Source organism: Pseudomonas sp. H1_D04 (assembly GCF_054683855.1).
In genome coordinates this window covers 1,152,306-1,167,534 of sequence record NZ_CP162826.1, presented here as the reverse complement: position 1 = coordinate 1,167,534, position 15,229 = coordinate 1,152,306, and the positions used below count along the sequence as shown (strand labels likewise).

At 59.8% G+C, this 15,229-nt stretch carries 12 protein-coding genes; 8 read left to right on the top strand and 4 right to left on the bottom strand.

Features of this window, described 5'->3' with window-relative positions; genetic code table 11:
• Positions 1 to 7: 7 nt before the first annotated feature.
• From gatB to gatC, 3 genes are read right to left on the bottom strand one after another with little or no spacing between them, the layout of a single operon-like run.
• Entirely contained in the window at positions 8 to 1,453 is a 1,446-nt protein-coding gene (gene gatB / locus AB4N82_RS05430; RefSeq protein ID WP_032886259.1) for an Asp-tRNA(Asn)/Glu-tRNA(Gln) amidotransferase subunit GatB, read from the bottom strand.
• Positions 1,454 to 1,463: 10 nt separating this feature from the next.
• Positions 1,464 to 2,915, bottom strand: coding sequence for an Asp-tRNA(Asn)/Glu-tRNA(Gln) amidotransferase subunit GatA (gatA, locus tag AB4N82_RS05425; RefSeq protein ID WP_122752411.1), 1,452 nt, complete (start codon positions 2,913 to 2,915; stop codon positions 1,464 to 1,466).
• 16 nt (positions 2,916 to 2,931) lie between these two features.
• On the bottom strand, positions 2,932 to 3,219 hold the full coding sequence (gene gatC / locus AB4N82_RS05420) for an Asp-tRNA(Asn)/Glu-tRNA(Gln) amidotransferase subunit GatC (protein WP_003188556.1): 288 nt from the start codon (positions 3,217 to 3,219) through the stop codon (positions 2,932 to 2,934).
• A gap of 210 nt (positions 3,220 to 3,429) precedes the next feature.
• Between gatC and mreB the strand changes: the two genes are divergently transcribed.
• The 8 genes from mreB to tldD all read left to right on the top strand — a co-directional run bounded on the left by mreB (position 3,430) and on the right by tldD (position 14,654).
• On the top strand, positions 3,430 to 4,467 hold the full coding sequence (gene mreB / locus AB4N82_RS05415; RefSeq protein ID WP_002555108.1) for a rod shape-determining protein MreB: 1,038 nt from the start codon (positions 3,430 to 3,432) through the stop codon (positions 4,465 to 4,467).
• Positions 4,468 to 4,605: 138 nt separating this feature from the next.
• Positions 4,606 to 5,727, top strand: coding sequence for a rod shape-determining protein MreC (mreC, locus tag AB4N82_RS05410; protein WP_122764737.1), 1,122 nt, complete (start codon positions 4,606 to 4,608; stop codon positions 5,725 to 5,727).
• The gene (gene mreD, locus AB4N82_RS05405) at positions 5,727 to 6,215 is read left to right on the top strand and encodes a rod shape-determining protein MreD (protein ID WP_032886262.1); all 489 of its coding nucleotides are present in this window, start codon (positions 5,727 to 5,729) and stop codon (positions 6,213 to 6,215) included. Before mreC ends, mreD begins: the two co-directional genes overlap by 1 nt.
• Positions 6,216 to 6,266: 51 nt before the next feature.
• Positions 6,267 to 6,863 carry a Maf family protein gene (locus AB4N82_RS05400; RefSeq protein ID WP_032886263.1) on the top strand — a complete coding sequence of 199 codons (597 nt, stop codon included), beginning with the start codon at positions 6,267 to 6,269 and terminating at the stop codon, positions 6,861 to 6,863.
• A gap of 70 nt (positions 6,864 to 6,933) precedes the next feature.
• Positions 6,934 to 8,391, top strand: coding sequence for a ribonuclease G (gene rng, locus AB4N82_RS05395; protein WP_032886264.1), 1,458 nt, complete (start codon positions 6,934 to 6,936; stop codon positions 8,389 to 8,391).
• A 76-nt stretch (positions 8,392 to 8,467) separates the two neighbouring features.
• Positions 8,468 to 12,283: a YhdP family protein gene (locus AB4N82_RS05390; protein WP_122764738.1), complete on the top strand. Its 3,816-nt coding sequence runs from the start codon at positions 8,468 to 8,470 to the stop codon at positions 12,281 to 12,283.
• Positions 12,284 to 12,346: 63 nt separating this feature from the next.
• Positions 12,347 to 13,195: a carbon-nitrogen hydrolase family protein gene (locus tag AB4N82_RS05385; RefSeq protein WP_122764739.1), complete on the top strand. Its 849-nt coding sequence runs from the start codon at positions 12,347 to 12,349 to the stop codon at positions 13,193 to 13,195.
• A 16-nt stretch (positions 13,196 to 13,211) separates the two neighbouring features.
• Positions 13,212 to 14,654, top strand: a complete 1,443-nt coding sequence (gene tldD / locus AB4N82_RS05380) for a metalloprotease TldD (RefSeq protein WP_032886267.1) — start codon at positions 13,212 to 13,214, stop codon at positions 14,652 to 14,654.
• A 45-nt stretch (positions 14,655 to 14,699) separates the two neighbouring features.
• Here tldD and yjgA read toward each other — a convergent pair whose 3' ends face one another.
• Positions 14,700 to 15,221: a ribosome biogenesis factor YjgA gene (gene yjgA, locus AB4N82_RS05375; protein ID WP_017138246.1), complete on the bottom strand. Its 522-nt coding sequence runs from the start codon at positions 15,219 to 15,221 to the stop codon at positions 14,700 to 14,702.
• Between the last annotated feature and the right edge of the window lie 8 nt (positions 15,222 to 15,229).

The window sequence follows — 15,229 nt, the reverse complement described above, 5'->3', positions numbered from 1 at the left end:
ATCGCATTCAGCCTTCGAGCTTGCTTTTCAGCAGTTCGTTCACCTGTTGCGGGTTGGCCTTGCCTTTGGAGGCTTTCATGGCCTGGCCGACAAAGAAGCCGAACATCTTGCCGCGCTTGGCTTCGTCTGCCGCTCGGTATTGCTCGACCTGTTCGGCGTTGGCCGCCAGCATCTCATCCAGCACCGCCGAGATTGCGCCGCTGTCGGTGACTTGCTTCAGACCGCGCTTCTCGATGATCTCGTCGGCGCTGCCTTCACCGCTCGCCATGGCTTCAAACACGGTCTTGGCGATTTTGCCGGAGATGGTGTTGTCCTTGATGCGCAGCAGCATGCCGCCCAACTGCTCGGCGGTCACCGGGGCTTCGTCGATTTCCAGGCCCTGCTTGTTCAGCAGGCTGCCCAGCTCAACCATCACCCAGTTGGCCGCCAGCTTGGCGTCACCGGCAATGCTCACGACTTTTTCGAAGTAGTCGGCTTGCTCGCGGCTGGACGCCAATACGCTGGCATCGTAGACCGACAGGCCGAACTGCTCCTGGAAGCGCTCGCGTTTTTGCGGAGGCAACTCCGGCAGGGTTGCGCGGATGTCATTGAGGAACGAATCCTCAAGCACCACCGGCAACAGGTCCGGATCGGGGAAGTAACGGTAGTCGTTGGCTTCCTCTTTGCTGCGCATGGCGCGGGTTTCGTCTTTGTTAGGGTCGTACAGGCGGGTCTGCTGGATCACCTTGCCGCCGTCTTCGATCAGTTCGATCTGGCGACGTACTTCGGTGTTGATCGCCTTCTCGATAAAGCGGAACGAGTTGACGTTCTTGATCTCGCAGCGGGTGCCGTACTCGGCCTGGCCTTTTGGCCGCACCGACACGTTGCAGTCACAGCGCAGTGAGCCTTCTGCCATGTTGCCGTCGCAGATGCCCAGGTAGCGGACCAGCGCGTGGATGGTCTTGACGTAGGCCACGGCTTCCTTGGCGCTGCGCATGTCCGGCTCGGACACGATCTCCAGTAGCGGAGTGCCGGCGCGGTTCAGGTCGATCCCGGTGGCGCCGTTGAATTCTTCATGCAGGCTCTTGCCAGCGTCTTCTTCAAGGTGCGCACGGGTCACGCCGACACGCTTGATGGTGCCGTCTTCCAACGGGATGTCCAGGTAGCCCTTGCCGACAATTGGCAGTTCCATCTGGCTGATCTGGTAGCCCTTGGGCAGGTCCGGGTAGAAGTAGTTTTTGCGCGCGAACACGTTGTGCTGACCGATCTCGGCGTCAATCGCCAGGCCGAACATCACCGCCATGCGTACCGCTTCCTGGTTCAGCACCGGCAATACGCCGGGCATGCCCAGGTCTACCAGGCTCGCCTGGGTGTTGGGCTCGGAGCCGAACGTGGTAGCGCTACCGGAGAAAATCTTCGATTGGGTGGCGAGCTGGGTATGAATCTCCAGCCCGATCACAACTTCCCATTGCATAGTGTTCTCCTCAGAAGCCGGTAGGGGTGCGAGTGTGCCAGTCGGTGTTCAACTGGTACTGGTGCGCCACATTGAGCAGGCGGCCTTCTTGGAAGTACGGCGCGAGCAGTTGCACGCCCACCGGCAGGCCATCGACGAAGCCGGCGGGCATGGACAAGCCCGGCAAGCCCGCGAGGTTGGCGGTGATGGTGTAGAGGTCTTCCAGGTACTCGGCAATCGGGTCGCCGGTCTTGGCGCCGATCTTCCAGGCCGGGTTCGGCGTGGTTGGGCCGAGGATCACGTCGACTTCTTCAAAGGCAGCCATGAAGTCGTTCTTGATCAGGCGACGGATTTTTTGCGCCTTGAGGTAGTACGCGTCGTAGTAGCCGGCCGACAGGGCGTAGGCACCGACCATAATGCGGCGTTGAACTTCGGCGCCGAAACCTTCGCCACGGGAGCGTTTGTACAGGTCGGTCAGGTCCTTCGGGTTTTCGCAGCGGTAGCCGAAGCGCACGCCGTCGAAACGCGACAGGTTGGACGAAGCTTCCGCCGGCGCGATCACGTAGTACGCAGGAATGGCGTGCTGGTTGTTCGGCAGGCTGATTTCCTTGATCACGGCGCCCAGGCCTTCCAGCGTCTTGACGCTGTTGTGCACCAATTCGGCGATACGCGGGTCGAGACCGGCGCTGAAGTATTCCTTCGGCACGCCGATGCGCAGGCCTTTGAGCGAGGTATTCAGGCTGCTGCTGTAGTCCGGGACTGGCTCATCGATGCTTGTGGAGTCCTGCGGATCAAAGCCAGCCATACCTTGTAACAAAATCGCGCAGTCTTCGGCGGTGCGGGCCAGAGGGCCGCCCTGATCGAGGCTGGATGCGTAGGCGATCATGCCCCAACGGGAAACGCGACCGTAAGTCGGCTTCAAACCGGTGAGGTTGGTGAAGGCGGCTGGTTGGCGAATGGAGCCGCCGGTGTCAGTGGCCGTGGCGGCCGGGAGGAGGCGCGCGGCAACGGCGGCGGCGGAACCACCGGACGAACCGCCCGGCACGTGTTCCAGGTTCCACGGGTTTTTCACCGCGCCGTAGTAGCTCGACTCGTTGGCCGAACCCATGGCGAATTCGTCCATGTTGGTTTTGCCCAGGGTCACGGCCCCAGCAGCGGCCAGCTTGGATACCACGGTGGCGTCGTAAGGCGCTTTAAAGTTGTCGAGCATCTTCGAGCCGCAACTGGTGCGAATACCCTGGGTGCAGAACAGGTCTTTGTGGGCGATAGGTGCGCCCAGCAGCGCGCCATTTTCACCGTTGGCGCGACGTACGTCGGCGGCCTTGGCCTGGCTCAGGGCCAGCTCTTCGGTGATGCTGATGAAGCTGTTGACCTTGGGATCGAGCTCGGCGATACGCGCCAGCAGGGTCTTGGTCAGCTCTTCGGAAGAAAACGTTTTGTCGGCGAGACCGCGGGCGATCTCGGCCAGAGTCATGTGATGCATTGCAGGCTCTTTCCCTTTAGTCGATGACTTTCGGAACCAGGTACAGGCCGTTTTCGACCGCTGGCGCGATGGACTGGTAGGCCTCGCGATTATTGCGCTCGGTCACGACGTCTGCGCGCAGGCGCTGGCTCGCTTCCAGCGGGTGAGCCAGGGGCTCGATGCCGTCGGTGTTTACGGCCTGCATTTGGTCAACCAGCCCGAGAATGCTGTTCAGGGCTGCGGTGGTCTGTGGAAGATCGGCGTCATTGAGGCCAAGCGAGGCCAGATGCGCGATTTTTTCCACGTCGGAGCGTTCAAGCGCCATGGGAATCTCCTGTGGAAAACAGAACGGAGGCTGTCCGTGTGTTAGATTGTCGGAACACTACCGCATTTCTACGGTCATAAGGCCGCGATTGTGGGGGTTGGTGCACAGAAAGTCGGCCAATTTAGCACATTGGCGCCTTGCCCAAAATCCCTGTCGTTGTTAGAGTTTGCCGCACTTTTTTACCCACGCGTTGCCTAGGGTCCTTTCCCCATGTTCAAGAAACTGCGTGGCATGTTTTCCAGCGATCTTTCCATTGACCTGGGCACTGCCAACACCCTTATTTACGTGCGCGAGCGCGGTATCGTTCTGAATGAGCCATCGGTTGTGGCCATTCGGACCCATGGTAATCAGAAAAGTGTCGTTGCCGTTGGCACCGAGGCCAAGCGCATGCTCGGCCGCACACCTGGCAATATTGCTGCCATTCGTCCGATGAAAGACGGCGTGATCGCCGACTTCAGTGTCTGCGAGAAGATGCTGCAGTACTTCATCAACAAGGTTCACGAAAACAGTTTCCTGCAGCCCAGCCCTCGTGTGCTGATCTGCGTTCCATGCAAGTCCACCCAGGTTGAGCGTCGTGCCATCCGTGAATCGGCCCTTGGCGCCGGTGCCCGCGAAGTATTCCTGATCGAAGAGCCAATGGCTGCTGCGATCGGTGCCGGCCTGCCGGTTGAAGAAGCTCGCGGTTCGATGGTGGTGGATATCGGTGGTGGTACTACCGAGATCGCCCTGATTTCCCTGAACGGTGTGGTGTATGCCGAATCCGTACGCGTAGGCGGCGACCGTTTCGACGAAGCGATCATCACTTACGTTCGTCGTAACTACGGCAGCCTGATCGGCGAATCCACCGCCGAGCGCATCAAGCAGGAAATCGGTACCGCTTACCCGGGCGGCGAAGTTCGCGAAGTCGATGTTCGCGGTCGCAACCTGGCCGAAGGCGTTCCACGTGCCTTCACCCTGAACTCCAATGAAGTGCTGGAAGCTCTGCAAGAGTCCCTGGCCACCATCGTTCAGGCTGTGAAGAGCGCCCTGGAGCAATCGCCGCCGGAGCTGGCTTCCGATATCGCCGAGCGAGGCCTGGTGCTGACCGGTGGTGGCGCCCTGTTGCGTGACCTCGACAAGTTGCTGGCCCAGGAAACCGGCCTGCCGGTGATCGTCGCCGAAGACCCGCTGACCTGCGTTGCGCGTGGCGGTGGTCGTGCACTGGAAATGATGGATAAACACACCATGGACCTGCTTTCCAGCGAATAAGCTCGTTGGTTGCGCCATGTTTCGCCCGCAGGCAGCACTTCTCAGTGCTGCCTGTCGGCGTTTATCTTCTTCAATCTGCATCCAGGCCGGTTAGATGCCGTATGAATAAAGAGAACATTTGCCTGGGAGGAGCGGCTTATTAAACCGCTTTTCGCCAAAGGCCCCTCATTGGGCGTGCGCTTATTGGTGCTGGTCGTGCTTTCGGTCGCGCTGATGGTGGTCGATGCCCGCTTCTCACTGCTCAAGCCGGTGCGTAGCCAGATGTCGCTGGTGTTGATGCAGACTTACTGGATCACCGACCTGCCGCAACGTCTGTTCCAGGGCGTGTCCAGCCAATTTGGCAGCCGCACCGAGCTCGTCGCCGAAAACGAAAAACTCAAGACTGAAAACCTGCTTTTGCAGGGGCGCATGCAAAAGCTCGCGGCCCTCACGGAGCAGAACGTTCGGCTGCGCGAGCTGCTCAATTCTTCGGCACTGGTCAACGAGAAGGTCGAAGTGGCCGAGTTGATCGGCATGGACCCGAATCCCTTTACTCACCGCATCATCATCAACAAGGGTGAGCGCGACGGTGTGGTCCTCGGGCAGCCGGTACTGGATGCCCGTGGCCTCATGGGGCAAGTAGTAGAGCTGATGCCCTACACATCGCGGGTTCTGCTGCTGACGGACACGACCCACAGCATTCCGGTGCAAGTGAACCGTAACGGCTTGCGCGCGATTGCCAGCGGCACCGGCAACCCCGAGCGCCTGGAACTGCGTCACGTCGCCGACACCGCCGACATCAAGGAAGGCGACCTGTTGGTCAGCTCCGGTCTAGGTCAGCGGTTCCCCGCGGGTTACCCGGTAGCGACAGTTAAGGAAGTGATCCACGATTCCGGTCAGCCCTTCGCCATTGTACGCGCCGTGCCCACTGCCGCCTTGAACCGCAGCCGCTACCTGCTGCTGGTGTTCAGCGATAACCGCACCCCGGAAGAGCGCGCCAACGACGCCGCCCAGGCCCAGGAGGCGGAAGACAAGAAAAACGGCACGGCGCCGGTGGTTCCAGCGACCGTACCCAAGCCCGCCGCGGCGACTCCCGTTGTTCCGGCGGCAACTCCAGCAGTTGCAGCGCCCGTGGCCACGCCGGTCAAGCCCGCGGCCCATAACGCGCATCCGGTGAAACCGGCCGCAGCGAAACCGCCGGTCAGCACGCCTGCCACCACGACGCCCGCTACGAAGCCTCCAGCCGCAGCTGCGGCTACCACGCGGCAGAGGGAGGAATAATGGCCAGTACTCATTCGAGCAATGGCTGGATCGTTTGGTTGACGTTCGCCATTGGACTGCTGCTCAGCGTTTCACCGCTGCCGCAATTCATGGAAATCTTGCGACCGCTCTGGCTGGCATTGCTGCTGGCCTTCTGGTCACTGAACCTGCCGCATAAAGTGGGCATGGTCACAGCCATGTTCCTGGGCTTGGCGGAAGATGTGCTATATGGCACCTTGCTGGGCCAGAACGCGTTGATCCTGACCCTCATCACCTTTCTGGTGCTGTCGTTGCAGCAGCGTTTGCGCATGTTCCCGATGTGGCAGCAGTGCCTGGTGATTCTGGTGATCTTCGGCCTGGCGCAGTTGGTACAACTGTGGCTCAGTGCCTTGACCGGTAACCGTCAGCCGACCCTGGCGCTGGTTTTGCCAGCTTTGGTCAGTGCGCTGTTGTGGCCCTGGATCAGTTTCGGTCTGCGTGGGTTACGTCGACGCTATAAAATCAATTGAATGGATTGCGAGGCTCTGCCTGGTTATCGAACCCCACAGGGAGAGTCTGCAATGAATTCGCTTTATCTGGCCTCGGGCTCCCCAAGACGGCGTGAATTGCTGACCCAGATCGGTGTGCCTTTCACCGTGGTCAGCGCCGCTATCGATGAAACTCCTCTTACCAATGAATCAGCTGTTGCCTACGTCGAGCGTCTTGCGCGCGGCAAGGCGTTGGCCGGATTTGCTGCGCTTGATCATCCATTGGGTGCTTGTGTGCTGGGTGCCGACACGGCAGTGATCGTGGACGGTCAGATCCTCGGTAAGCCGGTAGACCAGGCCGATGCCCTGGCGATGTTGATGGCCTTGTCTGGACGTGAGCATGAGGTGCTCACCGCCATCGCGCTCACCGATGGCCAGCGCTGCGAAACCCAATGTGTAAGCAGTCGTGTACGTTTTTGTGGGATCACTGTCGAACAAGCGACAGCCTACTGGCACAGTGGCGAACCCCAGGACAAGGCGGGCGGCTATGCTATTCAAGGGCTTGGCTCGGTGTTTGTCGCGGGCCTCAATGGCAGCTATTCCGCCGTAGTAGGGCTGCCGGTGTGCGAAACCGCGCAACTGCTCGACCAATTCGGCATACCCTGTTGGCAAAACCTTACCGTGCGCTAAACGCCTTGCATCAGCGCCCAGCCTTAAGCGATCGGTCACTATTGTGAAAACGCCTGAACGAGACCCAGCCATGAGTGAAGAGATTCTGATCAATATCACGCCGATGGAATCGCGCGTGGCGGTGGTAGAGAACGGTGTTCTGCAAGAAGTGCACGTTGAGCGCACCCAGAAACGCGGGATCGTGGGCAATATCTATAAAGGCAAAGTAGTGCGGGTGTTGCCGGGCATGCAGGCGGCTTTTGTCGACATAGGCCTGGACCGCGCTGCGTTTATCCACGCGTCGGAAATTTCCCTGCGCGAAGGGCCAGCGGTAGAAAGCATCAGCGCCCTGGTACATGAAGGGCAGAGCCTGGTGGTGCAAGTCACCAAGGACCCCATCGGTTCCAAGGGCGCACGCCTGACCACCCAGCTGTCGATTCCGTCGCGTTACCTGGTGTACATGCCGCGTACTGCCCACGTCGGCATTTCGCTGAAGATCGAAGATGAGGCTGAGCGCGAGCGCCTGAAAAAGGTGGTCAGCGACTGTGTGGCCGCCGAAGGCATCAAAGAGGCGGGCGGTTTTATTCTGCGTACTGCCGCTGAAGGCGCGGGTGCTGATGAAATCCTAATGGACATCCGCTACCTGCGGCGTCTGTGGGATCAGATCGGCGCACAGATCAAAACCATCGGTGCGCCAAGCGTCATCTATGAAGACCTGGGCCTGGCGCTGCGCACGTTGCGCGACCTGGTCAGCCCCAAGATCGAGAAAATTCGTATCGACTCGCGGGAAACCTTCCAGCGAACCACGCAATTTGTTGCCGAGTTGATGCCGGAAATTGCTGACCGCTTGGAACACTACCCTGGCGAGCGGCCGATCTTCGACCTGTATGGCGTCGAAGACGAAATCCAGAAGGCCCTGGAGCGCAAGGTCCCGCTCAAGTCCGGGGGCTATCTTGTGGTGGACCCGGCGGAAGCTATGACCACCATTGACGTCAACACTGGCGCTTTCGTTGGCCATCGCAATCTCGAAGAGACCATCTTCAAGACCAACCTTGAGGCCGCTACTGCGATTGCGCGCCAACTGCGCCTGCGCAACCTGGGCGGCATCATCATCATCGACTTTATCGACATGGAAGATGAAGACCACCAGCGTCAGGTGCTGCGCACCCTGGAGAAGCAGCTCGAGCGCGATCACGCCAAGACCAATATCATCGGTATTACCGAGCTGGGCCTTGTGCAGATGACGCGCAAGCGCACCCGTGAAAGCCTTGAGCAGGTGCTATGCGAACCGTGCAGCAGTTGCCAGGGACGGGGTAAGTTAAAGACCCCCGAAACGGTTTGCTACGAGATTTTCCGGGAAATCTTACGAGAGGCGCGGGCCTATCAGGCCGAAGGTTATAGAGTGCTTGCCAATCAGAAAGTGGTCGACCGGCTGCTGGACGAAGAGTCCGGCAACGTTGCCGAGCTGGAAGGATTTATTGGGCGGACGATTCGTTTCCAGGTTGAAACCATGTATTCCCAGGAACAATACGACGTGGTGCTGCTCTGATCCCCATTCGCGTTCTTTCTTCGAGACCGGCAGACCTTGATCTGCCGTCCGCCTACTGCCTTGAGGGTCGCCTGACATGGAGCGTCTGATACGCTTTTTTGCCGCTTTGACCCGCTGGGGCCTGGGTCTGTGCGCCTTGCTGCTGGTTTTGGCGGCGGTGTATGTGAGCTTGGGTCGTGAATTGACCCCCCTGGTAGCCGAATACCGTGCCGAAGTCGAAGCCAAGGCCCAGGCGGCGGTGGGCGTGCCGCTGCACATCGGCAGCCTGGAGGGGCGCTGGAGCGGTTTTGCCCCGGTGTTGCTGGCCCATGACGTGATGGTCGGCGAGGGCAGCAATGCCTTGCGTCTTGACCAGGTCGAAGTGGTGCCGGCTATCTGGGACAGCCTGATGGCGCGTGAGGTGCGTCTCGCGCACCTGCAGGTCAGCGGTCTGCAACTGAGCGCCAAGGAAGACAAGGACGGTCATTGGGCGCTTCAAGGCATGCCGGTTCAGGACGAGCAGCCGCTGGATCCGGAGCAATTGCTCAAGCGCATGCAGATGGTAAAGCGCGTGTCCTTGCTCGACAGTCAGCTCACTTTGCAACCGTTCGATCAGGCACCGGTCACCTTGACCTACGTGGGTCTGAGTCTGCACACCGGCATCACCCGTCAACGTCTGGACGCACGCCTGACCCTGCCAGACGGGCAGCCTATGGCGCTCAGCCTGCGCAGCCGCATTCGCGCCAGCCAATGGAAGGATGCCGAGGTTCAGGCCTATCTCAGCCTGCCGCAAAGCGACTGGGCCAAGTGGATTCCGGCCAAGCTGACTCAGCAGTGGACACTCACGCAGTTCAAAGCCGGCGGTGAATTCTGGCTGAACTGGGGCAAAGGTACTGTGCAGAGCGCGGTGGTGCGCCTCAACTCTCCACAAGTGAAAGGCCGCTACGCAGAACGCAAGCCAGTGCTCATCGAAAACCTGGCCCTCACGGCTTACCTGCAACGCAGTGATACGGGACTTAAGGTGCTGTTTGATTCCCTGGCGATGAACCTGGGTGAAACTCGCTGGGAGTCGCGCCTGCAATTGCAACAGACTCTGGCTACCGATAAGGACCAGGAAGTCTGGAAGCTGCAGGCTGACCGCCTCGACCTGACCCCTATCACGCCATTGCTGAACGCTCTGGCGCCTCTGCCGGAAGGCTTCGCCAAGACCGTCGAGCATCTGAAGGCCATCGGCCTGTTGCGCAACGTGCTGGTGGATTTCCGTCCTCAGGATACGACCGATCAAAAAGTCAGTTTTGCTGCCAACCTTGAGCGGGTCGGGTTTGACGCCTATTTCGGAGCACCGGCCGCGCGAAACGTGTCTGGCAGTATCAGCGGCGACTTGGGCGGTGGCGAGTTGCGCATGGACAGCAAGGATTTTTCCCTGCACCTCGATCCGATCTTCGCCAAGCCCTGGCAATATCTACAGGCCAATGCGCGCCTGACCTGGAAGCTGGATAAAGAAGGCTTCACCCTCATCGCCCCGTATATCAAGGTGCTGGGAGAAGAAGGCAAGATCGCTGCGGACTTCCTGATCCGCCTGCATTTCGACCATAGCCAGGAAGACTACATGGACCTGCGGGTCGGTATGGTCGACGGCGATGGGCGTTTCACTCCAAAGTACCTGCCTGCGGTGCTGAGCCCGGCCCTTGATGAATGGCTGCGCACGGCGATTCTCAAGGGGGCGGTGGATCAAGGTTTTTTCCAGTATCAGGGTTCGTTGAATCACGACGCGTTGCCGGCTTCGCGCAATATCAGCCTGTTCTTCAAGGTGCATGACGCCGAGTTAGCGTTCCAGCCGGGCTGGCCTCATGTGAGCAAGGTCAAGGGTGAGGTGTTTGTCGAAGAGACTGGTGTGCGCATCCTGGCCAGCAAGGGCGAGTTGTTGGATACCAAGGTCAAGGACGTGTACGTCAATATTCCCCACGCACCGTCCGGCAAGGAAAGTCACCTGCTGCTGACAGGTGGTTTTGCCGGCGGCCTGGGGGATGGGCTGAAGATCCTTCAAGAAGCGCCGATTGGTACCGCTTCCACCTTTGCCGGCTGGAAAGGCGAAGGCGACCTGCAAGGCAAGTTGGACCTGGATGTTCCGCTTGTTAAAGGCATCGAGCCCAAGATCGTAGTGGATTTCCAGACCGACAAGGCACGCCTGCAATTGGCTGAACCACCCCTGGACCTGACTCAACTCAAGGGCAATTTCCGCTTCGACAGCGCCAAGGGCCTCAGTGGCGAGAACATCACGGCCCAGGCGTTTGACCGGCCGATCTCCGCGCAAATCTTTGCCGATGGCAAACCGGGCAATATCAGCACCCGTGTAACCGCCAGGGGCCAGGTGACGGTCAAGCGGCTGACAGAGTGGTTGAAAATCAGCCAGCCGTTGCCGGTTTCCGGTGATATTCCGTATCAGTTGCAGCTCAACCTGGACGGTGCCGACAGCCAGTTGATGGTCAGCTCCAATCTCAAGGGTGTTGCGGTGGACTTGCCTGCACCGTTCGGCATGCCAGCGAGCCAGGGGCGTGACAGCGTATTCCGCATGACCTTGCAGGGCGCCGAACGACGCTACTGGTTTGATTACGGTGAGCTGGCCAACTTTACCTTTGCTGCGCCGCCGGACAAATTCAATGATGGCCGTGGCGAGTTGTTCCTCGGCGATGGCGATGCAGTGCTGCCCGCTGCCAAGGGCTTGCGCATTCGTGGAGTGCTTTCGGAGCTCGACATCGATCCGTGGAAAAAACTGGTGAGCCAGTATGCCGGCAACGATCCGGGTGGCAGTGCCAAGCAACTGCTAAGCGGTGCCGACTTCAAGATAGGCAAGCTCACCGGTTTAGGTACTCAGTTCGATCAGGTCAATCTGCAGTTGGACCGAAAACCCGTTGCCTGGGGCTTGCAGTTCGACAGTCAGCAGGCCAAGGGCAGTGTGACCTTGCCTGATAGTAAGGTCGCGCCGATTGGGGTCAACCTGCAATACGTAAAACTACCGGCGGTGGACCCTACGGTGCAGGCCGATGAAAACGCCCCCGACCCGTTGGGCAGCATCGACCCAAAGGATATTCCGGCTCTGGATATCGCCATTGCGCAACTGTTCCAGGGGCCCGAGCTGCTGGGCGCGTGGTCGCTAAAAATCCGTCCAACTACTAAAGGCTTGGCTTTCAGCGATCTGGACCTGGGTCTGAAGGGCATGCAGCTCAAAGGCGCTGGCGGATGGGAAGGCGCTCCAGGGGGCAGCAGCAGTTGGTACAAAGGCCGCCTGGACGGTAAAAATATCGCCGATGTACTCAAGGGCTGGGGCTATGCACCCACTGTAACCAGCGAAGACTTCCATCTGGATGTGGATGGGCGTTGGCCTGGTTCGCCGGCATGGGTCGGGCCAAAGCGCTTCTCCGGTAGCCTGGATGCAGCGTTCCGAAAAGGTCAGTTTGTTGAAGTAGAAGGTGGCGCCCAGGCGCTGCGGGTGTTCGGTCTGCTCAACTTCAACTCCATCGGGCGACGCCTGCGGCTGGATTTCTCCGACCTGCTCGGCAAAGGCTTGAGCTATGACCGAGTCAAAGGCCTGTTGGCGGCGAGCAACGGTGTGTTCGTCACGCGGGAGCCGATCACTATGACCGGGCCGTCGAGCAACTTGGAACTGAACGGTACCTTGGACTTGGTAGCTGACCGCGTCGATGCCAAGTTGTTGGTGACGTTGCCTGTGACCAACAACCTGCCGATCGCTGCACTGATCGTCGGTGCACCTGCCATTGGTGGGGCTTTGTTCCTGATCGACAAGCTGATTGGTGATCGGGTTTCGCGTTTTGCCAGCGTCCAATACAAGGTGGAAGGACCGTGGAAGGATCCAAAAATCACCTTCGACAAGCCATTTGAAAAACCAAACTGAGGGCCTGCGGAGTAGCATGGGGCTCTCTTTTTTTGGTGCATGCCCATTACGGAGTGTCGGCTCATGTCCTTTGCGGTAATTCAAATGGTCAGCCAGAGCGATGTGTTGGCCAATCTGGCACAGGCTCGGCGTTTGTTGGAAAAAGCGGCGGCGGGCGGCGCGAAGCTGGCGGTGCTGCCGGAAAACTTCGCCGCAATGGGCCGCCGCGACGTGGCGGACATCGGTCGGGCTGAGGCTCTGGGCGAAGGTCCCATCCTGCCGTGGTTGAAACAGACCGCCCGCGACCTCACCTTATGGATAGTGGCCGGCACATTGCCGTTGCCGCCCAAGGACCAACCGAACTCCAAATCCAATGCCTGCTCGCTGTTGATCGATGATCATGGCGAAATCGTTGCTCGGTACGACAAGCTGCATTTGTTTGACGTGGATGTGGCCGATGCCCGGGGTCGCTATCGGGAGTCCGACGACTATGCTTTCGGGAGTAACGTGGTGGTGGCGGATACACCGGTCGGCCGTTTGGGCCTGACGGTGTGTTACGACCTTCGCTTTCCTGAGCTGTACAGCGAGCTGCGGGCGGCGGGGGCTGAATTGATCACCGCGCCCTCGGCCTTTACCGCTGTAACCGGTGCCGCGCACTGGGACGTGCTGATACGCGCACGGGCCATCGAAACCCAGTGCTATGTGCTGGCGGCGGCCCAGGGCGGCGTGCATCCGGGACCACGGGAAACCCATGGTCATGCAGCGATTGTCGACCCGTGGGGGCGTGTGCTGAAACAACAGGATCAAGGCGAAGCGGTGTTGCTGGCCGAGCGCGATAGCAGTGAACAGGCGTCGATACGGGCGCGCATGCCGGTGGTCAACCATCGGCGCTTTTTCTCGCAGGGCGCGCAGCGACCTGCTTCAGAACGATGAATTTAAGGCCAAACCTATGAGCGAGTTGTTGTCCTCAGTCAGTGAACACCTCCTGGCACCCGGTGGCGTGACCATCGAAAGCTTGCAAACCGTGTTGGGCGATCTTGCCGGGCCAGGAATCGACGCCGCTGACCTGTATTTCCAGGGCCAGATTTCCGAGTCCTGGGCGCTGGAAGATGGCATCGTCAAGGAAGGCAGTTTCAACCTCGACCAAGGTGTCGGCGTGCGCGCGCAATCCGGTGAAAAGACCGGTTTTGCCTACAGCAACGCAATCACTTTGGAGGCCTTGGGTCTTGCCGCACGTGCAGCGCGTTCGATCTCCCGCGCCGGCCAAAATGGCACGGTGCAAGCGTTCAGCACTCAGGACGTGGCCCAGCTATACGCGCCGGACAATCCTTTGGAAGTGATCAGCCGGGCGGAAAAGGTTGATTTGCTCAAGCGCATCGACGCGGCTACCCGCGCCCTGGATCCACGTATCCAGCAGGTCACCGTGAGCATGGCCGGTGTGTGGGAGCGCATCCTGGTGGCATCCACCGACGGCGGCCTGGCGGCGGATGTACGGCCTTTGGTGCGCTTCAATGTCAGTGTGATCGTCGAACAGAACGGTCGCCGCGAGCGCGGTGGGCATGGCGGCGGCGGGCGTACTGACTACCGTTATTTCCTTACTGAAGACCGCGCGATGGGCTATGCCCGTGAAGCGCTGCGCCAGGCGTTGGTGAACCTGGAAGCTATTCCGGCCCCGGCGGGTACGCTGCCGGTGGTGCTGGGTTCTGGCTGGTCAGGGGTATTGCTCCACGAAGCCGTGGGCCACGGCCTGGAAGGTGACTTCAACCGCAAGGGCAGCTCTGCCTACAGCGGGCGTATGGGCGAGATGGTTGCGTCCAAGCTCTGCACCATTGTCGATGACGGAACCTTGGCTGGTCGCCGTGGTTCGCTGAGCGTCGATGACGAAGGCACGCCCACTGAATGCACCACCCTGATTGAAAACGGTGTGCTCAAGGGCTACATGCAAGACAAACTCAATGCCCGCCTGATGGGCGTGGCGCGCACCGGTAACGGCCGCCGTGAGTCCTACGCGCACCTGCCGATGCCCCGCATGACCAACACCTACATGCTCGGTGGCGAAAGCGATCCGGCGGAAATCATCGCCTCGGTTAAACGCGGTATCTACTGCGCCAACCTCGGCGGCGGCCAAGTGGATATCACCAGTGGCAAATTCGTGTTCTCCACCAGCGAGGCATACCTGATCGAAGACGGCAAGATTACCGCGCCGGTCAAAGGGGCAACGTTGATTGGCAATGGCCCGGAAGCCATGAGCAAGGTGTCGATGGTCGGCAACGACTTGGCGCTGGACAGCGGCGTCGGCGTGTGCGGGAAAGATGGGCAGTCAGTACCGGTCGGTGTCGGCCAGCCAACCCTGAAAATTGATGCGATCACCGTGGGTGGCACGGGGTCGTAAGGGATGGAGCTTCGGGTGGCGAAGACCGCCACCCGGGGAAGGGCATCAACGCAGTCCGCGTTGAGTCTCGTCCAGCTCACGGATGTATTTGAAGATTTTACGGCTGGTGGCGGGCGCCTTGTTATGCGCCTGCTCATGCTGGGCCTGACGGATCAGGGAGCGCAGTTGTTGGCGGTCCGCATCCGGGTAGTCCAGCACGAATTTCTCCAGCACTGCGTCATCGCCCGAGATCAGGCGGTCACGCCAACGTTCCAGATTATGGAAACGTTCGTTGTACTGGCGAGTGGAGGCATCGGTTTGATCAAGCAAGGCCAGAATGGCGTCAGTGTCCTGATCGCGCATCAGCTTGCCGATAAACATGATGTGCCGTTTACGCGCGATATTCGCAGTGTGCTTGGGTGCGTCAGCAAGCGCCCGGCGCATCTCGTCGGTCAGTGGCAGTTTTGCAATCAAGTCTTTCTTGAGCGTTGTAAGGCGCTCGCCAAGGTCAACCAGAGCATGCAGCTCACGTTTGACCTGGGTTTTGCTTTTCTCCCCATCGAGGGAGTCGTCGTAAGAATCAACCATGGTGGCAG